The 19,480-nt window shown below is 74.4% G+C and carries 19 protein-coding genes; 13 read left to right on the forward strand and 6 right to left on the reverse strand.

The window, feature by feature from the left end:
* The first annotated feature begins 156 nt into the window (after window positions 1-156).
* The 5 genes from ACZ6ZR_RS28995 (at window position 157) to ligD (ending at window position 3,477) form a co-directional block, all read left to right on the forward strand.
* Window positions 157-540, forward strand: coding sequence for a hypothetical protein (locus ACZ6ZR_RS28995; protein ID WP_465647249.1), 384 nt, complete (start codon window positions 157-159; stop codon window positions 538-540).
* On the forward strand, window positions 540-1,481 hold the full coding sequence (locus ACZ6ZR_RS29000) for a transcriptional regulator (RefSeq protein ID WP_465647251.1): 942 nt from the start codon (window positions 540-542) through the stop codon (window positions 1,479-1,481). Before ACZ6ZR_RS28995 ends, ACZ6ZR_RS29000 begins: the two co-directional genes overlap by 1 nt.
* Before the next feature lie 94 nt (window positions 1,482-1,575).
* Window positions 1,576-1,983, forward strand: a complete 408-nt coding sequence (locus tag ACZ6ZR_RS29005; protein ID WP_465647315.1) for a roadblock/LC7 domain-containing protein — start codon at window positions 1,576-1,578, stop codon at window positions 1,981-1,983.
* A 65-nt stretch (window positions 1,984-2,048) separates the two neighbouring features.
* Complete coding sequence (locus tag ACZ6ZR_RS29010; protein WP_465647317.1) at window positions 2,049-2,390, forward strand: hypothetical protein; 342 nt, start codon at window positions 2,049-2,051, stop codon at window positions 2,388-2,390.
* A gap of 91 nt (window positions 2,391-2,481) precedes the next feature.
* A complete protein-coding gene (ligD, locus tag ACZ6ZR_RS29015) occupies window positions 2,482-3,477 on the forward strand; it encodes a non-homologous end-joining DNA ligase (protein WP_465647318.1) in 996 nt (331 codons plus the stop codon).
* Window positions 3,478-3,518: 41 nt separating this feature from the next.
* Here ligD and ACZ6ZR_RS29020 read toward each other — a convergent pair whose 3' ends face one another.
* Together ACZ6ZR_RS29020 and ACZ6ZR_RS29025 are read right to left on the reverse strand one after the other, a co-directional pair.
* Window positions 3,519-4,082, reverse strand: a complete 564-nt coding sequence (locus ACZ6ZR_RS29020) for a GNAT family N-acetyltransferase (RefSeq protein ID WP_465647252.1) — start codon at window positions 4,080-4,082, stop codon at window positions 3,519-3,521.
* 20 nt (window positions 4,083-4,102) lie between these two features.
* Entirely contained in the window at window positions 4,103-5,443 is a 1,341-nt protein-coding gene (locus ACZ6ZR_RS29025) for a hypothetical protein (RefSeq protein ID WP_465647254.1), read from the reverse strand.
* 240 nt (window positions 5,444-5,683) lie between these two features.
* Between ACZ6ZR_RS29025 and ACZ6ZR_RS29030 the strand changes: the two genes are divergently transcribed.
* From ACZ6ZR_RS29030 to ACZ6ZR_RS29040, 3 genes are all read left to right on the forward strand, one after another.
* A complete protein-coding gene (locus ACZ6ZR_RS29030) occupies window positions 5,684-6,127 on the forward strand; it encodes an ATP-binding protein (RefSeq protein ID WP_465647256.1) in 444 nt (147 codons plus the stop codon).
* A gap of 20 nt (window positions 6,128-6,147) precedes the next feature.
* On the forward strand, window positions 6,148-6,786 hold the full coding sequence (locus ACZ6ZR_RS29035; protein WP_465647258.1) for a GNAT family N-acetyltransferase: 639 nt from the start codon (window positions 6,148-6,150) through the stop codon (window positions 6,784-6,786).
* Between the two features lie 161 nt (window positions 6,787-6,947).
* Window positions 6,948-7,901 carry a hypothetical protein gene (locus tag ACZ6ZR_RS29040; RefSeq protein ID WP_465647260.1) on the forward strand — a complete coding sequence of 318 codons (954 nt, stop codon included), beginning with the start codon at window positions 6,948-6,950 and terminating at the stop codon, window positions 7,899-7,901.
* Window positions 7,902-7,925: 24 nt separating this feature from the next.
* Here the strand turns inward: ACZ6ZR_RS29040 and ACZ6ZR_RS29045 are convergent, their stop codons facing one another.
* The gene (locus ACZ6ZR_RS29045; RefSeq protein ID WP_465647262.1) at window positions 7,926-8,714 is read right to left on the reverse strand and encodes an aminotransferase class IV; all 789 of its coding nucleotides are present in this window, start codon (window positions 8,712-8,714) and stop codon (window positions 7,926-7,928) included.
* 133 nt (window positions 8,715-8,847) lie between these two features.
* Between ACZ6ZR_RS29045 and ACZ6ZR_RS29050 the strand changes: the two genes are divergently transcribed.
* On the forward strand, window positions 8,848-9,504 hold the full coding sequence (locus ACZ6ZR_RS29050; protein ID WP_465647264.1) for a maleylpyruvate isomerase N-terminal domain-containing protein: 657 nt from the start codon (window positions 8,848-8,850) through the stop codon (window positions 9,502-9,504).
* Between the two features lie 12 nt (window positions 9,505-9,516).
* Here the strand turns inward: ACZ6ZR_RS29050 and ACZ6ZR_RS29055 are convergent, their stop codons facing one another.
* The 3 genes from ACZ6ZR_RS29055 to ACZ6ZR_RS29065 all read right to left on the reverse strand — a co-directional run bounded on the left by ACZ6ZR_RS29055 (window position 9,517) and on the right by ACZ6ZR_RS29065 (window position 12,610).
* A complete protein-coding gene (locus ACZ6ZR_RS29055) occupies window positions 9,517-10,485 on the reverse strand; it encodes an SMP-30/gluconolactonase/LRE family protein (protein ID WP_465647266.1) in 969 nt (322 codons plus the stop codon).
* A gap of 239 nt (window positions 10,486-10,724) precedes the next feature.
* Entirely contained in the window at window positions 10,725-11,213 is a 489-nt protein-coding gene (locus ACZ6ZR_RS29060) for a hypothetical protein (RefSeq protein WP_465647268.1), read from the reverse strand.
* A gap of 224 nt (window positions 11,214-11,437) precedes the next feature.
* On the reverse strand, window positions 11,438-12,610 hold the full coding sequence (locus ACZ6ZR_RS29065) for an 8-amino-7-oxononanoate synthase (RefSeq protein WP_465647270.1): 1,173 nt from the start codon (window positions 12,608-12,610) through the stop codon (window positions 11,438-11,440).
* A gap of 691 nt (window positions 12,611-13,301) precedes the next feature.
* On the opposite strand from ACZ6ZR_RS29065, the gene ACZ6ZR_RS29070 reads away from it, so the two are divergent.
* The 4 genes from ACZ6ZR_RS29070 (at window position 13,302) to ACZ6ZR_RS29085 (ending at window position 19,455) form a co-directional block, all read left to right on the forward strand.
* Window positions 13,302-14,561: a glycosyltransferase gene (locus ACZ6ZR_RS29070; protein ID WP_465647271.1), complete on the forward strand. Its 1,260-nt coding sequence runs from the start codon at window positions 13,302-13,304 to the stop codon at window positions 14,559-14,561.
* A gap of 147 nt (window positions 14,562-14,708) precedes the next feature.
* Window positions 14,709-16,472: a SpoIIE family protein phosphatase gene (locus ACZ6ZR_RS29075; protein WP_465647273.1), complete on the forward strand. Its 1,764-nt coding sequence runs from the start codon at window positions 14,709-14,711 to the stop codon at window positions 16,470-16,472.
* Between the two features lie 96 nt (window positions 16,473-16,568).
* Window positions 16,569-17,783: a serpin family protein gene (locus tag ACZ6ZR_RS29080; RefSeq protein WP_465647275.1), complete on the forward strand. Its 1,215-nt coding sequence runs from the start codon at window positions 16,569-16,571 to the stop codon at window positions 17,781-17,783.
* 115 nt (window positions 17,784-17,898) lie between these two features.
* A complete protein-coding gene (locus ACZ6ZR_RS29085) occupies window positions 17,899-19,455 on the forward strand; it encodes an APC family permease (protein ID WP_465647277.1) in 1,557 nt (518 codons plus the stop codon).
* Window positions 19,456-19,480: the final 25 nt, after the last annotated feature.

A 19,480-nucleotide genomic window follows, 5' to 3' on the forward strand; every position in this document is an offset into this window, starting at 1 on the left:
GAGATTCGGGCATATGCCCGACGAGTATGCGGGATTCTCTCCCGCAGCCGCCCCGGCAGGGCTAGCGTTACGTCCCGCAGAGGTTACCGCGAGTGAGCGCGGTACCGCAGGCGTGCTCGTCGACGACGGGAGCGCGGGAGGAAGGTGTGCTGCCCGGTGCCGGGAATCGATGACTGCCTTGCCGAGGCCATGGGCGTGCCGGGCGCGCTCGGGGTCAGCCTGGTCGACTGGACCAGCGGCCTCGCGCTCGGCACCGCCGGGGAGGGTCCGGGCGGTGACCACGAGAGCGGCGCGGCGGACGCCACCGAGCTGGCCCGGGCCGTCACCCAGGGCGTCTCCTTCACCGACCCGGCGGCCGGCACCGCACCCGCCGAGGACCTGATCCTCTCCTCGGCCGGCGCCTACCACCTGGTCAGGTTCCTGGAGACCGACTTCGACAGCAGCCTGATCCTCTACCTCCGGCTCGACCGCGAGCGCTCCAACCTCGCCCTGGCCAGGCTCCGACTGGCCGCCATCGCCGACCAGTTGGTGCTGGACTGATGCCGCTGACCCGGCCCGTGGAGGCCCTCCGACTGCCCCGCCGGCGCCGCTCCGGCTGCGCCCCCGCCACCCCCTTCGAGCACGAGCTGGCCGAACTCGCCGCCCGCCGCGCCACCGGGGTGCTCGCCGGCGAGCACGGCCGGGTGCACCTGGTGCAGGGCGCGGTGGTCTACGCCGAGAGCCACTCCGCGCCCGGCGTGGAGGCCCTGCTCACCGGCTGCGGCCGCGTCAGCTCCGCCGAGTGGGCCTCCCTGCTGGGCAGTTGCTCCGCCACCGGCCGACCGCTCGGCGAACTCCTGCTCCGCACCCGCCTGGTGAACACCGGCGAGCTGCAACTCTGCCTGACCACCGCCGTGTTGGACGCCGCGTTCTTCGCACTCGGCCCGGCCCTGCGGCGCCCGTACTTCACCCCCTCGGCGGTCCCGCTCTTCACCCTGACCCGGCCGATGACGGTCCGCGAGCTCCGCGCGGCGGTCGGCCGCCGCCGCGCCCTGCTCGACCGGGTCTGGCCCGCACCGCCCGGCGAGCACGGCCCGGTGCAGCGCCGCCGCACCGGCGGCAACCCGGCCCGTAGCTGCACCCTGCGCCGACGGGCGGTGCTGGAGGCGGCCGACGGGCTGCGCACCCCGTCCGAGATCGCCCTGCTGCTCGGGCGATCGGCCTTCACCACCCTGCTCGACCTGCGCCACCTCGCCGCCGTCGGCCTGCTCGAAGCCCCCGCCCCGGCCGACCCGCCCACCTCCGCCGCCGGCCTCACCCCCGCCGTCGTCCCGGTGGTGCCGGTGATCCCCGTGGTGCCGGTGCTCCCTGTGGCGCCGGCGGTACCGGCCGTCCCCTCGGTGCCGCCGCCCCGCTCCGCGCCGCCCCTCGCGTACGACCCGTCAGATCCGCACGTCGCTCTGCTGCTCCGCATCCGAGCCGGCCTGGAGGCCCGACTGTGACTTGCCCGCCCACCCCGACCGCCGCCCGGTCGACCCTCTCCTCCGAGTCATGAAGCGCACCTTGCGACAGTTCACGGCCCGGAAGCCACCCGCCATGATCGACCCGGAGGCGCTCGCCGACCCCGGTCTGCACGCCGAGCTGCGCGGCCTGCGCGCCCGGGTCCCGCACCTGACCGGCAGTCTGATCGCCACCACCGACGGCCTGGTGGTGGCGCACGACGCCGCCACCGTGGAGCCGTCCGGCGTGGCCGCGCTGACCGCCGCCGCGCTCGGCGTCGGCGCCCGGTTGGCCGAGGCCACCGGGCAGGGCGAGTTCCGCGAACTGATCACCCGCGGCGAGCGCGGCTACACCGCCACCTACGCCGCCGGGGCCCACGTGGTGCTCACCCTGCTGGCCGGGCCGGAGGCCAACCTGGGCCGGCTCCACCTGGAGGCCCGCCGCGCCGGACAGCGGATCGCCGACCTGGCCGACCTCGCCCTAGAACGCAACCCCCGCACCTGACGCCCGTTCACCCACCTTCCAAGGAGCACACCGTGGTCACCACCGACACCGCCCTCAAGGACATCATGGCCTCGATCGACGGCGCCATCGGCGTCGCCCTGGTCGACTACACCAGCGGCATGGCCCTCGGCACCCTGGGCGGCAGCGCCGAGCTGGACCTCAACGTCGCCGCCGCCGGGAACACCGACGTGGTCCGCGCCAAGGTCCGGGCGATCGAGCTGCTCGGCCTCAAGGAGGCCATCGAGGACATCCTGATCACCCTCAGCACCCAGTACCACCTGATCCGGCCCCTCACCAACCGCTCCGGCAAGGGCCTGTTCCTCTACCTGGCGATCGACAAGAACCGCGCCAACCTCGCCATGGCCCGCCACCAGCTCAAGCGCGTCGAGGCCGACCTGGAGGTCTGACGCACCGTCCGGTCGCCCCCTCTCCCGGCCCGCCCCGCAGGCGCGGGCGGGCCGGGCCGCCTAGCTTGACGGTATGGCGAGCAGCACGGCGATCGAACTGGACGTGGACGGCCGCGCGGTGCGGCTCTCCAACCCGGACAAGGTGTACTTCCCCGGGCCCGGCTACACCAAGCGGGACGTGGCCGAGTACTACCTGGCGGTCGCCCCCGGCGCACTGCGCGGGCTGCGCGAGCGGCCCACCACCCTGCAGCGCTTCCCGGACGGGATCGAGGGCGAGTTCTTCTACCAGAAGCGCGCCCCGAAGAACGTGCCCGACTGGCTGCCCACCGCCCGGATCGCCTTCCCCAGTGGCCGCACCGCCGACGAGCTCTGCCCCACCGAGGCCGCCGCCGTGCTCTGGGCGGTCAACCTCGGCTGCCTCACCTTCCACCCCTGGCCGGTCCGCCGCGCCGACACCGAGCACCCCGACGAGCTGCGCATCGACCTCGACCCGCAGCCCGGCACGGACTTCTCGGACGCCGTCCGGGCCGCCCATCTGCTGCGCGAGGTGCTGGACGAGCACGGCCTGCGCGGCTGGCCGAAGACCTCCGGCGGACGCGGCCTGCACGTCTACGTCCCGATCGTCCCCGAGTGGACCTTCGCGGACGCCCGGCGCGCCGTCATCGCGCTGGGCCGCGAGCTGGAGCACCGGATGCCGGACCAGGTGACCACCAACTGGTGGAAGGAGGAGCGCGGTCCACGCATCTTCGTGGACTACAACCAGATGGCCCGCGACCGCACCATCGCCTCCCCCTACTCCGTCCGCCCACGCCCCGAGGCCACCGTCTCGGCCCCGCTGCGCTGGGAGGAGCTCGACTCCGTCTCCCCCGCCGACTTCACCATCCGCACCATGCCGGCCCGCTTCGCCGAACTCGGCGACCTGCACGCCGACCTGGACGAACACGCCTTCCGCCTCGACCCCCTCCTCGCCCTGGCCGACCGTCAAGCCGCCGACCACGGCCACGGCGACCTCCCCTACCCGCCCGACCACCCGAAGGCCGAGGGCGAACCGCCCCGCGTCCAGCCCAGCCGCGCCCGCAAGCACTAGACCGGTCGGCCGGGCCGGGCCGTGCTCGTCCTCGTCCGGACTCAGCCGCCCTGGAGCAGCATCGCGTCGTACTCCGGCGACTCGGGCGCGTGCCGGATCCGGCCGCCGATCACCTGGTAGCCCCAGCGGGGGTAGGCGCTGCGGGCGGGCTCGTTGTCGTGGATGCAGGTGAGGGTGGTCCAGCGCTCGGGGCGGTGGCGGACCAGCTCGTCGTGCAGGCGCCGGCCGATGCCCCGGTGGCCGAGGCTCGGGAGGACCATCAACTCCCGCAGCCAGAAGACGTCCTGGGCCTCCGCCGCGGCCAGCGCCGCCGCCGGCCGGCTCTCACCGAGGCTGACCCACCAGGCCCGGTCGGCGGGTAGTGTCACCCCGTGCACCAGCCCGGCCAGCCGGCCGTCGGGCCGGCCGCCCACCCGGGCGGTGACCACCTCGAAGCCCGGCATCTCCATCGCCCCGCGCAGCCGCTCCTCGAAGGACTCCACCGAGAAGAACCGGTCCCCCGCGTACGGCTCGACGCCGTAGACCACCCGGTAGACCTCCACCAGGTCGTCGAGGACCTCCTTCGCCTCGTGGCCGTGGTGGTGCCGGAACTCGATGTTGTGCACGTGCCTGTCCTCCGCCCGGCTCAGGCGGTGTAGACCGCCAGCCGCTCCGTCGTCTCCCTGACCACTGCCAGGGCCTGATGAGCCGTCAGTTTCTCACGGACCAGCGACAGTTGGCGCTTGTTGCGGGCCGATGCCATGCCGCCCTCGATCAGCCGCAGCGACTCCTGGGCGGCCGCCACGGTGCGGTCCACGTCGCGGTCCTGGAGGGCGGCGTAGGAGAGCCGGGCCAGGCACATGCCCCGGTTGCGGGAGTGCGCGATGTGCTGGAGCCGGGCCGAGCGCTCCAACAGCCGGACCGCCTGCCGGTAGTGGCCGAGGTCGAGCCGGCACATGCCCTCCAGGCAGACCAGTTCGGCCTCGTTGAGGAAGCGCACCCAGTCCGGGTCCCGGTCGGTGGTGCCCCGCCCAAAGGCCTGCCAGGCCCGGCGGATCGCCGCGGCGCAGGCGGTCTCGTTGCCGAGCCGCCCGTAGCCCTGGGCCTCCCGGATCGCCAGCAGCGCCGTCACCCTCGGCGGGGCGCTCCACTCGGCCGCGTGCGCCTGGGCGATCCTGGCGTAGCGGACCGCCTCCCGAGGCTTGCCCAGGTCGACGCTCTGCCGGGCCATGTTCGCCAGGGTGCGGGTGGCGAGCGGGTCGTTGCCGGAGAGCACCGCGGTGTTGAGCGCCTCGGAGAAGTACACCCGGGCCTCGGTCTGGCGCTCCGCGTCGTAGCAGAACCAGCCCAGCGAGGTGGTCAACTGGCCCGCGATGTCGTGCAGTTCGCGCCCGGTCTGCTCGCCGTAGGTGGCGTGGTCGATCAGGTCGTGCACCCGCAGCAGCTGGGCGCGGGCCGATCGCCAGAGCAGGTCGCCGCCGAAGCGCTGGTCGATGGCGTCGAGGTCGAGCGCGGTGGCCCGCAGCTCCTCGATCTCGTCCCTGCCGATCCGTGCCCCGCCCTGCGCGGCCACCGGGGACGCGTCGAGCCAGGGCAGGCCGCCGAGGGCGGCCGTTCCTACCGTTCTGAGAGCCTGACGGCGGTTCAATGGTCCCTGCCGGTCTTCCGTGTCGAGGTCCTGCGTGCTGTCGGCCGGGGCGAAGCTGACCACCGGGAGCACCCGGATCCCGCCCTTGGCCACGAAGCCGAGCGCCTCCGGCCCGCGGTCGAACGCGGCCCGCAGCGCCGAGGCGTGGTCCGGCCGGGGCCAGGGCGGGGCCGGGGCCTCCCAGCGCCGGTAGGTCCGCACGTTCACCTGGAACGCCCGGCTGGCGAGCACCCGTTGGCCGGCCGTGCTGATCCCGGCGGCGGCGGCCTCCTGGGAGAACCAGCCCTTGGAGATCCTGGCCGCGTAGAGCAGTTCGTTGCCCGGAGCCGCTCGCCCCATGGTGTCCCCTCCGCCGCGCCCTGGACGGCGCCCTGACCGCCCGTCAACAGTGATCACGGTAGAGGAGTCCGCAGCTCACCCGGCCCGTCCGTCCCCCGGTCGAGCGACTCCTGGCGGGAACTCGCCCCGTCCATGCCCTCGCTATGCCCTCTCCGTGCCCTCGTGCGGACCCGGCTCCACCCGCCACCCTGGGTCAGCACAGGAGCCGGGCGCTCCCGACCGACTGGAGCGATACCGGTGATGACGACACTTCAGGTGTGGGAGACGGAGTTCCCGGCCCAGGCGCAGGCCGCGCGCTCGGCGCGCGGCTGGGTCCGCCAGGTGCTCGCGGAGCACGGCTGGACGCCGGACCGGGCCGACGACGTGGTGACGATCTGCTCCGAGCTGGTGACCAACGTGCTGCTGCACGCCCCCGGCCACCGCTCCGGCATCCCGGTCCGGTTGGAGCTCGACCGCCTCGGCGGCTCCTGCCGGCTGGAGATCAGCGACGGCCGGGCCGAACGCGGCCCGGTGGTCCGCCCGGCCGGGGTCCGCGACCACGGCCAGGGCATGCGGCTGGTCGAGGCGCTCGCCGCCGACTGGGGCGTCGTCGCGGGCGGCGGCTCCAAGACGGTCTGGGCCGTGGTCCTGCACGGTTCGGTGCGCGGCGCCCCGCCCGAGGGGGTGGCGTCCGCCCTCCCGTAGCGCCCGTCTAGAGTGCCGGAATGCTCAAGACGATCTTGGACGCCGCCGCAGCCGGCCAGTTCCCGCCCGCCGACGGCTCGGTGACGGTCCTTCCGCAGCCGAACCCCCGCGACGCCGGAGTGATCGCCTTCAGCGCGCACGCCGTGGTCTTCACCGACCAGGACCCGGAGTGGGTCCGCGCCGCCGTGGCCGCGGCCCCCGCCGACGTCTTCGCCGCCCCGATGAACCCGCACTTCCTGGCCGCCTTCGCCGACCGCACCGGCCGCCGGATGGACACCATCGACCTCCTCTCGGCCGGCTCCCGCCTCCCCGGCGACCCCCCGCTCCCCCTGACCCCGATCGCCGACCGCGACCACCCCCGCCTGGTCCGCGCCCTCGCCTACCGCGACGACGTCCGCGCCTGGACCACCCCCGGCGGCGTCCTGATCCTCGGCCGCGGCGTGGCCGGCCGCTGGGAGTGCGCCGTCGAGGTCTCCCCCGAAGCCCGCGGCCAGGGCCTCGGCCGCACCCTCGCCCTCAGCGCCCGCCACCTCCTCCCCTCCGGCGACCACGTCTGGGCCCAGCAGTCCCCCGGCAACGTCTCCAGCGTCCGCGCCTTCCAAGCCGCCGGCTTCCGCCCGACCGGCTCCGAGGCCCTCCTGATCCCCCGTCAGGCCTGAACCACCGGGTCCGCGCGGGCCTGGTCGGCACCGGTGAACGCATCGACTGTTCGCCGGCTTCGGTTGCGGGCCGTGACCACTCGCGCGGCCTCCGCGAGTTGCCGCAGGTCACGGCCGCCAACAGGCTGGCGGGGCCCACCGAGCCCGACGAGGAGCACCCGATGCGTCCCATCACCCGCGGCCTGCTGGCCGGCGCACTGGCCGCGACCGCGGCCCTGACCACCGGCCCCGCCGGGGCCGGTGCGGCCCCGGCCGGGCACCGCGCCGCTGCGGCCCCGGTGTTCGGCGTCACCGTCGACGACGTCGAGGACATCGAGCGGGTCGTCGCCGCGGAGGCGACCCTCCCCCACCGCCCCACCACCCGGGTGGTTTTCGACGACCGGACCGACGCCGACTACTACCGGGCCCCGGTGGAGCGGCTGCGGACGGTCAGCGACGTGATGGGCGAGCTGCTCGATTCGGAGGGCCTGCGCGGCACCGGCGTCGCGGCCTACCGGCAGCGCGCCCAGTCCTACGTCGACACCCTGGGCGGCAGCGTCGACATCTGGGAGATCGGCAACGAGGTCAACGGCGACTGGACCGGTCCGTACTCCTCGGTGGCGCAGAAGATCCAGGCCGCCTTCGACACCGTCGAGGCCGCCGGCGGGCGGACCGCGCTCACCCTCTACGAGAACAGCTACGCGCCGGACCACTGCGGCGACGGGCCGGACGAACTGACGCCGGTGCAGTTCTCCCAGCAGTACGTGTCGCCGGCGATGCGGGCCGGCCTGGAGTACGTGTGGCTGTCGTACTACCCCACCCAGTGCTCACCGATGACCTACCCGTCGTCCGCGACCGTCCGCGCCGAGGTGGAGCAGCTGCACGCCCTGTACCCGAACGCCCTCATCGGCTTCGGCGAGGTCGGCCTCCCCGCCAAGGCCCGCCCCTCCACCCTGGCCAGGGCCAGGACCGTCATGAACTGGGCCTACAGCCTCGACCCCGGCCTCGACTACTACGTCGGCGGGTACTTCTGGTGGTACGCCTACGAGGACGCCTTCACCGGGCAGCAGGTGCTGCTCCCCGACCTGCGGCGGGCCTTCCTCAACGAGGCCGCGGCGCTGGGAGCGGCGGGGTAGGCCCGGCCCGGCGGCGGGCCCCGGTCAGATCGTGTCCCAGGGGACGGTGGACCAGGCCGCGGTGAGGGTCTCGACCAGCGCGCCGTCGTCGCCGGGGAGGGTGAGGTCGTCGACGGCCGCCAGGGGTTGGGCGGGGCAGTGGGAGTTGGTGGCTGCGGCCGACCGCAGCCGTGGGAGGTCGGCCAGGGTCAGCGGGAGGACGGCCCAGGGCAGTCCGAGGTGGGTGAGGCCGCGGCGCAGGAGCTGCATGGTGATGCCGGGCAGGGCCTCGCCGTCCGGCCAGAGCACCCGGGTACCGTCCCAGAAGGCGACGTTCCACACCGAGCCCTCGCGCAGGCGGCCGTCCCGGCCGAGGAAGAGCACGTCGTCGTAGCCGGCCGCCCTGGCCCGGAGCGCCTGGCGGGTGAGGCCCAGGGTGGCGAGGTGCTTCAGGTGCGGCAGGTCCCGCTCGTACGTCACCGAGCGGACCCGCAGCGGCGGTTGGAGCCGGCCGGGCACCGGCTCGGCGACCGCCACCATGATGTCGGGAACGTGCGGGACACCGACCTGCGGGACGACCGTCACCTGCACCGAGGCGTCGCGTTCACCGCCGAGCGCGTGCCGGACCAGTCCCCGGATCCGGTCCGGATCGTGCTCGGCCTCCTCCCCGAAGAGGGCACGGGTGCCCTCCGCGAGCCGTGCCAGGTGCAGGTCGAGGCCGCGCACCCGGGCCTCACGCACCTGCATCGAGCTGAAGTGCCCGTAGTTCCAGGTCGCCACCCGGTACACGTCCGCGACCTCGGCGGGCCGGCCGTTGATTTCGATGTTCCGCACCCGCGCCATGCTGCCACGTCCACGCACGGAGAAGATCATCCACCCCGGACCGTCGCGGGCCCGGAGGCCACGCGGCGCACCGTGCGGTGAAATTCCGCCGGCCGCCCCGGGAGGACGGGGTAGCGTCCCGGGCATGACCAGCGCAGCCCGGCACGTGACCGCCGACGACCTCGACCAGGCCGTTCAACTAGCCCTGACCGCCCTCCGGCAGGCGCCGCCCGCCACCGACTGGGACCGCCCGGCCGGCTCCCTCACCTGGACCTGCTGGGAGACGGTGGAGCACCTGGCGGACGACCTGTTCGCGTACGCGGCCCAACTCGGGCCCCGCCAACCGCCGTTGACGGGTGAGGTGCCGTTCGTCTGGGAGGCCCGCCGGGAGGGCGGGCCGGCCAACGCCATCCATGCGGACCGGGCCGCCGGGCCGGCCGGGCTGCTCCAGGTGCTGGAGGCGGCCGGGGCCTTCCTGGTGACGATGGTGCGGGTGACGGGGCCTCAGGTCCGGGCGTACCACGGGTTCGGGATCTCGGACGCCGAGGGGTTCGCCGCGATGGGGATCGTGGAGACGCTGGTGCACACCCATGACCTGGCCGAAGGTCTCGGGCTGGCGTGGGAGCCTCCGGCGGAGCTGTGCGCGCGGACGCTGGCGCGGCTGTTCCCGGAGGCCCCCGAGGGGGCCGGCCCCTGGCGGACGCTGCTCTGGTGCACGGGCCGCGCGGACCTGCCGGGGCGTCAGCGCCCCGTCCGCTGGCGGTGGGACGGCCGTCCGGCCGCCGAGCGGACGGGGCGCTGACGCCCGCCCCGCTCAGCCGCCGTGGATCTCGGCCCGCAGCAGGTTCGGGTCCGGCGGCTGCTCGAAGAAGGCGCCGCTGGTGACGTACACGTCCCCGCCGCAGACCGCGACCGAGGTCGGGTTGGAGAGCCCGTCCTGCTTGGTGAGCACCACCGTCCGGGTGCCGCCGGTGGAGACGTGCACGAGCTCGCCGGCGACGTTGCGGGCCGCGAGCAGGTCGTCGTCCTGGCCGGTGAAGTTGAAGTCGTCGATGCCGTCGAGCCCGGTTAGCCGGATCTCGACCGGCCCGGGGCTCGCGTCCGGGTCCGAGCCGACCGCGATCCGCAGCACCGTGCCGCAGTCGGTGTTGGAGACCCAGACGGCGCCGTCGTGGAAGCGGACGCCGTTGGCGCCGATGAATCCGTTGGGCCGCAGGTCCGGGTGGATCGCCCAGGCCAGCGGCACGCCGCCCTCGACCGGGACCCGCCAGACCACGCCCATCACCGAGTCGGCGGCGTAGAGCATGCCGTGCTCCTGGTCGAGCGTCAGGCCGTTGGGGATGCCCTCCTTCGGCAGCGCGGCGATCTGCTCGGGGGCGCCGCCCGGGCGGATCCGCCAGATGCCGGTCAGCGCCGTGCCGGTGACGTAGTTGACGTAGAGGGTGCCGTCCTCGGCCCTGGCGATGCCGGTGAGCGCGGCGTACCCGAAGAGCGGCGTGGCCGGATGGTCCTCGGTGGGCAGGGCGGCCAGGATCGACACCTGTCCGTCGGGGGCGACCCGGGCCACCTGGCCGCTGCGCAGCAGGGTGAGGTCGGCGCTGCCGTCGGGCTCCAGGGCGACGTTCTCCGGCAACTGCCCGGAGGCGAAGTCGAAGTGGGCGGCGATGTGCGGATCGGAGAGCGGCGGGGCGACGGCCGCAGCCGGGGTCTGGACGAGCAGGGCCAGGGCGAGCGCGGCGGCGCCGAGGCCGCCTGCTCCGGTCAGCCGGGTGGAGCGGTGCACGGGGACTCCTCTGAGGGGACACGCCGGGCACCGGTGGGGACACGGGCCCGGCCTTGCCCACAGCAGAGCACGCCGTCCCCGTCCGCGCCCGTCGGCCGGGCGCCGCCCGGGGCCTGACGCCGCGCCACACCGGACCCGCGCCGTTCCGGGTCCCCCGCACGGCGGACACCGGTTCGGCCCTGCTCCCCGGCGGGTGGCCGCCCGGCGCCGCCTAGCGGGGAGCGGGGAGCGGGGAGCGGCTAACGCTGGGCGTTGTAGAAGCCGATCAACAGCGCTCCCCACCAGCCGAGTTGGGAGATCAGCGCGGAGACCGCGCCGCGTACCAGCAGCGGGCGGGGCGGCCGGGTCTCGCCGCAGTCCGCCAGGCGCCGCTGGAGGGCGCCCGCCTGGACGCCGTTGAGGGCGATCACCAGCACCAGGACCAGTTTGAGCTGGGTGAGACCGGAGTCGAGATGGGGCTCCAACAGGACCCCGCTGAGCGTGAGGCCGGCCAGGCCGCCCCAGATCGGGGTGTGCAACGGGGCCGCCAGCTCCAGGACTTGGCAGAGGGTGCGGCGGCCGAGCAGCCAGAGGGCGCCGACGTAGTCGACCGCGAGGACGGCGCCGAAGCCGGCCACCAGGGAGACCAGGTGGACCAGCAGGGCGGCGGTGTGCAGGGCCGGGGCGGCCCGTACGTGACCGGCCGTCCAGGCACTGGCGGCCCAGAAGGCGGCCAGCGCCAGCGACACGAGGGCATGGCGAAGCGGTCTGCCGCGCGCGGGCGCGGCAGGGTCTGACTGAGGCATGGGGGTGCTCCCGGGTGGGGGTCCGGCAGGCTGACGCAGTGTCAGGTCAGGGTTCCGCCTCCCCGCCGGACTCGTCAATAGGTCTGGACCAATTGACGAGGCACCCCGTTCGCCCCAGCCATCAAGGAGTATGCGAACGATTCAGGCCGGGTCGTCCCGCCGCTCCGTCAGGGTGCCGTCCGGCGGATCACGGCGACCGCCTCCGCGATCTGGCTGTCCGTCAGGTCGCCCCGGGCGGTGAGCCGCAGGCGCGAGACGCCGTCCGGCACGGACGGCGGGCGGAAGCAGCCGACCGCGAGACCGGCGGTGCGGCAGTCGGCCGCCCACCGGACGGCCGCCTCGGGGCCGGGCGCCCGGACGGAGACCACGGCGGCGTCCGGGGTGCTGGCCTCCAGGCCGGCGGCGGTCAGCTGGGCGGAGAGCTGCCGGGCCACCTCGCGGGCCCGCTCGGCCCGCTCCGGCTCGGCCCGCAGCAGGCGCAGCGCGCCGAGCGCCGCGCCGACGGCGGCCGGGGCCAGGCCGGTGTCGAAGATGAAGGTGCGGGCGGTCTCGGTCAGGTGCCTGATGACCCGTCGGGGGCCGAGCACCGCGCCGCCCTGGGAGGCCAGCGACTTGGAGAGGGTGACGGTGGCGACGGTGTCGGGGGCGCCGGCCAGCCCCGCGGCGGCCAGCGCGCCGCTGCCGCCGGGGCCGAGCACGCCGAGGCCGTGCGCGTCGTCGATCAGCAGCGCGGCGCCGTGGGCCCGGGCGGCCGCGGAGAGTTCGCCGATCCGGGCGGCGTTGCCGTCCACCGAGAACACCGAGTCGCTGACCACCAGGGCGCGGCGGTGGGTACGGGCGGCGAGCGCGGCGGCCACGGCGGGCGGGTCGTCGTGCGGGGCGCGGTGCACGTCGCTGCGGGAGAGGCGGCAGCCGTCGATCAGCGAGGCGTGGTTGTTGGCGTCGGAGACGATCAGGGTGTCCGGATCGGTGAGCGCGGTGAGCGCGGCCAGGTTGGCGGCGTACCCGGAGGAGAAGACCAGCGCCGCCTCGACGCCGCAGAAGTCGGCGAGCTCCTGCTCCAGCTCGGTGTGCAGCGCGGTGGTGCCGGTGACCAGCCGGGAGCCGGTCGAGCCGCCGCCCCAGCGCAGCGCGGCGTCGGCGGCGGCGCGGGTGACGGCGGGGTGGTGGACGAGGCCGAGGTAGTCGTTGCTCGCCAGGTCGAGCACCGGGTCCTCGGCCGGGCGGCTGCGCAGGGTCCTGGTCAGCCCGGCGGCGGCGCGCAGCTCGGCCGCCTCGTCGAGCCAGTCGAAGACGGCGGCGGGGGCGCTGGTGGCGGCGGGCCGGGCGGAGTGGACCATGGCCCGCACTCTGTCACCCACCCGGCCCCGGTTCAACGCCCGTCCCGGTCGGCCGTCGCCCGTACACCGGCCCTGACCTGCGGCGACGGCACCGCGTCGGACTGCGCGTGTGGCTCAGTTCACGCCCCTGCCGAGCGCCCGCCCACCGCCGTGAGGGTCCGGCGGCGGGCGGGTGCGCTGGCGGCGGCTCATCGGCGGCGGCGCGCTCCTCGGCCTCGATCTCCTGGGTGGACCTCGGGCGGCCGGTGGAGACCGTCAGCTCGCCCCCGTCAGCGTCCGCCACGATGGTGTCGCCGGGCCGGAGGTCGCCACCGAGCAGCAGGGACGCGATCTTGCTGTCCGGCTCGCTCTGGATGGTGCGGCGCAGCGGCCGGGACATCCCGAAGAAGCGGTTGAGCAGGTCGGAGAACGGGACCGGGCCCTCGTGCGCGCCAAAGGATCCGAAGGGGGGCATGGACATACCGGTACGGCCTCCCAGACCCCCCGTCAGATGGCGTGACTGCTCCACCCATCCGACCACCGGTGCCGGCCGCGTCCCCCGTGTTGCTGAGCCATCCGGGCAGCAGCGGGGTCCGGGCCACCCCGCCATGATCAACTTACCCTGCGTCAGGGGGCTTGTGGCAAGGCCCCCTTGGTGGCACAGAATCACCCACCTGACCGTTGATCACCGATCCTCCCGGGGGTAAGAGGAATGCGCGTACTGCTGCTGGCCTACGGATCGCGCGGCGACGTGGAGCCGATGGCGGGTCTCGGACTCGCGCTGCGCGAGCGCGGCGCCGAGGTGGTGGTCTGCGCACCGCCGGACTTCGCCGAGCTGATGGCGGACAGCGGCCTGCCGCTGGTGCCGATCGGCCGATCGCTGCGCGAGCTGGCCACCGAGGCGATGTCCGGCCAGGCGCCGCCGCTAACGATGCGGGAGCGGGCCGCCCGGCTGATCGACCAGACGTACGGTCAGGTCCGGCCGGCCGCCGAGGGCTGCGACGTGGTGGTGGCCACCGGGCTGCTCCCGGCGGCGGCCGCAGCCCGGACGGCGGCCGAGCGGCTCGGGCTGCCCTACGTCTTCGTCTCCTACTTCCCGAGCTACCTGCCCTCCCCGCACCACCCGCCACTGCCCTGGCCCGGCCACCCGCTGCCGGCCGGGGAGAGCGACAACCGGGTGCTCTGGGAGCGCAACGCCGAGGTGCTGAACGAACTCTTCGGCGAAGCGGTCAACGCCCACCGCGAGTCGCTCGGCCTGCCCGCCGTGGCGGACCTGCGCGGGTACGTGCTGACCGAGCGCCCCTGGCTGGCCGCCGACGCCACCCTCGCGCCCTGGCTCCCCTCCGCCGGGCCGGACGCGGCGCCGACCCTCGACCTGCTGGCTCTTGACGTGGTGCAGACGGGCGCCTTCGTCCGGCCGGACACCCGGCCGCTCCCGGCCGACCTGGAGGACTTCCTGACGGCGGGTGGGGCCCCCGTCCACGTGGGCTTCGGCTCGATGCCGGTGCGGGACGCCGAGGCGGTGGCCCGGGCCGCCGTCGCCGCCGTCCGGGCGCAGGGCCGCCGGGTACTGCTCTCCCGGGGCTGGGCCGGGCTGGCCGCCACCGACACCGGGGCGGACTGCTTCGTGCTGGACGAGGTGAACCAGCAGGAGCTGTTCCGCCGGGTGGCGGCCGTGGTGCACCACGGCGGGGCCGGCACCACGACCACCGCCGCCCGGGCCGGCGCACCCCAGGTGCTGGTGCCCCAGCTGGCCGACCAGCCGTACTGGGCCCGCCGGGTGGCCGAGCTCGGCATCGGCGTGGCGCACGACGGACCGGTGCCCACCTTCGAGTCGCTCTCGGCCGCGCTCAAGGAGGCCCTCGCGCCGGAGACCGCCGCCCGGGCCCGGGAGCTGGCCGCCACCCTGCGCACCGACGGTGCCGCGACGGGTGCCCGGCTACTACTGGACGGGACGGGTGGCCGGGCCTGACCACGCCTGACCGCGGCCGACGGCGCGGGTGACGGCGGAGGTGACGGCGAAGGTGACGGGTGCTCAACACCACTCGTCACTTCTGTCGCCCACCCCGCCGTGCCGTGCGACGATCCGAGCACTGCCTCCAGCCACGAGGAGGGCCGGGTGTCGCTGGACATACTGAGTGAGGAGCAGGCCAGGGCCCTGCTGCTCCACCTCGGGCGGCTGTCGCCGGACTCCCCGGGGGCGGCCGCGCTGCCCCGCCTGGTGGCCGACCACACCGTGATGCGCGCGGTGGCCGACGGGACCTCCGTCGGCATCGCGGTCCTCGACACCGAGCTGCGCTACCGCTACGTCAACGGCGCCCTGGCCGCCATGAACGGCGCCCCGGCCGACCACCACCTCGGCAAGGGCCTGGCCGAGGTGGTCCCGGGCATCAACGTCGAGCACACCGTGGCCGCGCTGCGCTCCGTCCTGGAGACCGGGCGGCCCGTGGTCCACCTGGTCGAGGGCACCACCACCCCGGACAACTCGGGGCCGGCCCGTTTCTGGCACAACGCCTTCCACCGCCTGGAGGGCGAGGACGGCGCTCCGCTCGGGGTGGTCGGCCTGGTCCTGGAGATCACCGAGGACCGCCGCATCCGCGAGGCCCTCTCCCTCGCCTCCACCCGGCTGACCCTCTTCGACGAGGCCGCCACCCGGATCGGCACCACCCTGGACGTGCGGCAGACCTGCCAGGAGCTGACCGAACTGCTGGTGCCCCGGCTGGCCGACCTCGCCGTGGTCGACGTGCTCGACTTCGAGCACCACCACTCCCCGATCCACCCGCACCAGGCCCTCCGACTGCGCCGCCTGGCCCTCACCACCGTGCCCGCCCTGGCCGAGGCCTCCCACCGGATCGGCGCCCCCGGATCACCCGTCACTCCCCGCCCCGGCTCGGACCTCACCCGCTGCCTCGACGAACAGCGCCCGGTCGTCTCCGACCTGCTCGGCGCGGACGGCACCGGCCTGCTCGGCCTGCCGCCCGAGCGGATCGCCCTGCACCGGCGGCTCGGCCTGCACTCCGCCTGCCACGTACCGCTGACGGCCCGTCACGACGTGATCGGCGTGGTCTCGCTGGTCCGAACGGCTGGCTCCCCGCCGTTCACCCCCCAGGAGGCAGACCTGGCGGGCGAGTTGGCGCTGCGGGCCGCCAACTCCATCGACAACGCCCAGCGTTACGCCCACGAGCGCCGCAGCGCCGTGCTGCTCCAGCGCGCCCTGCTCTCCGACCCCACGGTGCCCGGCCCCGGCGTGGAGTGCGCCCGCCGCTACCTCCCGGCCGGAGCCGCGGCCGAGATCGGCGGCGACTGGTACGACAGCCTCTCCCTCCCCGACGGCTCCACCCTGCTGACCGTCGGCGACGTGATGGGCCACGGGCTGGACGCGGCCGCCACCATGGCCGAGTACCGCTCCGTCATCCGCACCCTCGCCCTCCAGGGCCTCCCCCCGGAGGCCATCCTCGACGCGGCCGAACGCACCGTCCAGGCCCTCGGCCAGGAACGCGTCGCCACCTGCCTGACCGTCGCCTACTCCCCCGCCACCCGCACCGCCACCCTCTCCACCGCCGGACACCTGCCCCCGCTCCTCATCCCCCCGGACGGCCCGCCCCGCCTGATCGACCTCCCCGTCGGCCCCCCACTCGGCGCCGGCCCCGGCCCGCACCGCAGCCGCACCCTACGGCTGCGGCCCGGCTCCGTCCTGCTGCTCTACACCGACGGCCTGGTGGAACGCCGCGACGAGGACATCGACCAGAGCCTGGCCACCCTCACCGCCCTCCCCTTCACCCCGGCCGGCCCCCTGGAGTCCGTCCTCGACACCGCCGTCTCCCTCCTGTTCGGCGCCCGCGTCGGCGACGACGTCTCCCTCCTCGCCGTGCGCACCGCCTGACGCCGGGTCGGCCGTCGGCGGGGCACGGTGGAAATCCGTTCGCCGCCGGTGGGTCCAGGCCCTACGCTCGGGCCGGTCTTCCGAGGAGGGACAACGGTGAGCAGGATCGCGGCAGTTCGTGCGGTGAACCGACTGGCGGCGCGGTGGGCGGGGCTCGCGGACGGCAGCAGCACGGTCTTCATGCCGACCGGGGTGTGGCCGCTGCTGGCCTTCCTGGCGTCCGGTGCACACGGCCCGGCAACCACCGAACTGGAGGACGCCCTCGGCATGCGCAGCGGTGACGCCGCTTGGCACGCACGGGAGTTGGTCACCACCCTGCGGACACTCCCGGGTTCCTCGGCTGCGGTCGGCCTGTGGACCTCTGGCGCGCTGCGCGCGGAGCCGTCCTGGCTGGCGGGTCTGACCACGGACGTGCACGGCGCCCTGTCGGGCGACGAGCGCGAGGACCGGCGCCGCCTGGACGCGTGGGCCGCCCGTAACACCGACGGCGAGATCGAGTCGATGCCGGTCGCGCTAAAGCCTGACACCCGGCTGGTCCTCGCCTCCGCGCTGACGGTCCGCACCGACTGGATCCGCCCGTTCAGTGACTCTCTCCACGAGACGTGGTCCGGCCCGTGGGCCGGACGCGAGTTCGCCTCCCTGTCCCGCGCGACCAGTCTGCTGGACCGGGCGGCGGTCGCCGACAGCCCGGCCGGACCAGTGACCGAACTGCGGGTCCTGGGCCACAACGACATCGACGTCCACCTGCTGCTCGGCGACGAGGACGCGAGACCTGATGCCGTGCTCGGTGCGGGCCTCGGCATCCTCGCGGGTACCCATCCGAGGGTGACCGCCGACCTGCTCCCCACCGGCCGGCCCGGCCCTGGCCTGGACATCACCTGGATCCGGAGCGAGGCCCGTGACCACGTCCTGTGGGTCAAGGTCCCGGCATTCACGATCCGAGCCGAGAACAACCTGCTCGAGCGCCCGGAGGTCTTCGGCCTGGCCTCTGCCGCCGATCCGACGGCCCCGACCGGACACTTCACCGGAATCACCACCGCGGAGCCGCTGTTCATCGGCTCCGGGCAGCAGTCCGCGACCGCCACCTTCGGCGCGAAGGGCTTCCGGGCGGCCGCGGTCACCGCCTTCGCCGGCGTGGCAGCCGGCATCCCGAAGATGCGGTACCGGGTCAAGTCGGTGGAGGTGACCTTCGACCGCCCCTTCGGCTTCCTCGCCGTGCACCGCACCTCGCGCCTGGTCCTCGCCGCCGGCTGGGTCGCCGAACCGCAACCTGTCGCGGAACCGGACTGGGACGAGCCCTACGGTTTCTGAACGACAGCCCGCCGCGACTGCGGGTGAGCCGGACGGGTGGTCCGAGGGCGTGCGGGCGGGCGGGTCGCGCCCCGGGCGCGTGACGGCGGGTCAGGATGCCTCTTCGGGAGGAATCTTGACGCACAGCACCGACGGACACCACCACCACCAGCCGGAGCGGCACCAGCCGGAGCAGGACCTTCAGGAGAAGGGGCTCAAGTCGGGCGCGGTCGGCCTGGTGGCCAGCGTGGTGCTGAGCGTCTCCTCGGTCGCGCCGGTGTACGCGCTCACCGCGACCCTCGGGCCGACCGTCGCCCAGGTGGGGCTCCAGATGCCGGCCGTCTTCCTCGCCGGGTTCCTGCCGATGCTCCTGGTGGCGTACGCCTACCGGGAGTTGAACCGGGTGATGCCGGACTGCGGCACCTCCTTCACCTGGACGGCCAAGGCCTTCGGACCGCACCTCGGCTGGATGTGCGGCTGGGGTCTGATCGTGGCCACCATCATCGTGCTCTCCAACCTGGCCGGGGTGGCGGTCTCCTTCTTCTACCTGATGCTGGCCCAGGTCTTCGAGCACCCGGACCTCGCCGACCTGGCGCACAACCGCGGCGTCAACGTCCTCACCTGTCTGGTCTTCGTCGCCCTGGCGACCGCCATCGCCTACCGGGGCGTCACCCTCACCAAGGAGGTCCAGTACGTCCTGGTGGGGCTGCAGTTGGTGGTCCTGGCGGTCTTCTCGCTGTTCGCCTTCGTCAAGGCGGGGCAGGGGCGCTCGCCGCTGGCGATCGAGTTCAGCTGGCAGTGGCTGGACCCGTTCGCGGTGCAGTCCTTCGCCGCCTTCACCGCCGGGCTCTCGCTCTCCCTCTTCATCTACTGGGGCTGGGACACCTCACTGACCGTCAACGAGGAGACGGCCGGCTCGGCCGCCACCCCGGGCCGGGCCGCCCTGCTCACCATGCTGGTGATCCTCACCGCCTACCTGGTCACCGCCATCGCCACCCAGCGCTTCGCCGGCGTCGGCACCGAGTCCTACGGCCTGGGCAACCCGGAGACCGAGGACAACGTCTTCGCCGCCCTGGCCAAACCGGTGCTCGGCTCGCTCTCCATCCTCATCTACGTGGCGGTGCTGGCGAGTTCGGCCTCCAGCCTGCAGACCACCTTCCTGCCGCCGGCCCGCACCATGCTGGCCATGGGCACCTACCGCGCGATCCCCGCCCGGCTCGCCCACATCCATCCCCGCTATGCCAGCCCGTCCACCGCCACCCTGGTGGCCGGGGTCGGCACGGCGGTCTTCTACTCCACCATGACGCTGATCAGCGACAGCGTGCTGGTGGACACCATCTTCACCCTCGGCTTGATGATCTGCTTCTACTACGGCCTCACCGCCTACGCCTGCGTCTGGTACTTCCGGCGCGAACTCACCTCCTCCGTCCACTCGTTCTTCTTCAAGGGCGTCTTCCCACTCCTCGGCGCCGTCCTGCTCACCGCCGTCTTCGCCAAGACCGCCGTCGACACCTTCGACCCCGACTACGGCTCCGGCACCTCGGTCCTCGGCATCGGCACCGTCTTCCTGATCGGCTTCGGCCTGCTGGCCCTCGGGGTGGTCCTGATGCTGCTCTGGCGCCGCCACGCCCCGGCCTACTTCCGCGGCGAGACCCTGCGCCACGACACCCCCTCCCTGGTGGTCGACGAGTAGGAGCCGTCCCGGTCACCGGCGGAAA

It is taken from the genome of Kitasatospora sp. NPDC088742 (assembly GCF_055584905.1).

Excerpts from the sequence above, each read along its gene's own strand:
- ACZ6ZR_RS29050 (WP_465647264.1), top strand. The coding sequence starts at position 8,848 with ATGACCAGCGCAGCCCGGCACGTGACCGCCGACGACCTCGACCAGGCC.
- ACZ6ZR_RS29005 (WP_465647315.1), top strand. The coding sequence starts at position 1,576 with ATGATCGACCCGGAGGCGCTCGCCGACCCCGGTCTGCACGCCGAGCTG.
- ACZ6ZR_RS29070 (WP_465647271.1), top strand. The coding sequence starts at position 13,302 with ATGCGCGTACTGCTGCTGGCCTACGGATCGCGCGGCGACGTGGAGCCG.
- ACZ6ZR_RS29030 (WP_465647256.1), top strand. The coding sequence starts at position 5,684 with ATGACGACACTTCAGGTGTGGGAGACGGAGTTCCCGGCCCAGGCGCAG.
- ACZ6ZR_RS29035 (WP_465647258.1), top strand. The coding sequence starts at position 6,148 with ATGCTCAAGACGATCTTGGACGCCGCCGCAGCCGGCCAGTTCCCGCCC.
- ACZ6ZR_RS29065 (WP_465647270.1), bottom strand. The coding sequence starts at position 12,610 with ATGGTCCACTCCGCCCGGCCCGCCGCCACCAGCGCCCCCGCCGCCGTC.
- ACZ6ZR_RS29000 (WP_465647251.1), top strand. The coding sequence starts at position 540 with ATGCCGCTGACCCGGCCCGTGGAGGCCCTCCGACTGCCCCGCCGGCGC.
- ACZ6ZR_RS29025 (WP_465647254.1), bottom strand. The coding sequence starts at position 5,443 with ATGGGGCGAGCGGCTCCGGGCAACGAACTGCTCTACGCGGCCAGGATC.
- ACZ6ZR_RS29010 (WP_465647317.1), top strand. The coding sequence starts at position 2,049 with ATGGCCTCGATCGACGGCGCCATCGGCGTCGCCCTGGTCGACTACACC.
- ACZ6ZR_RS29040 (WP_465647260.1), top strand. The coding sequence starts at position 6,948 with ATGCGTCCCATCACCCGCGGCCTGCTGGCCGGCGCACTGGCCGCGACC.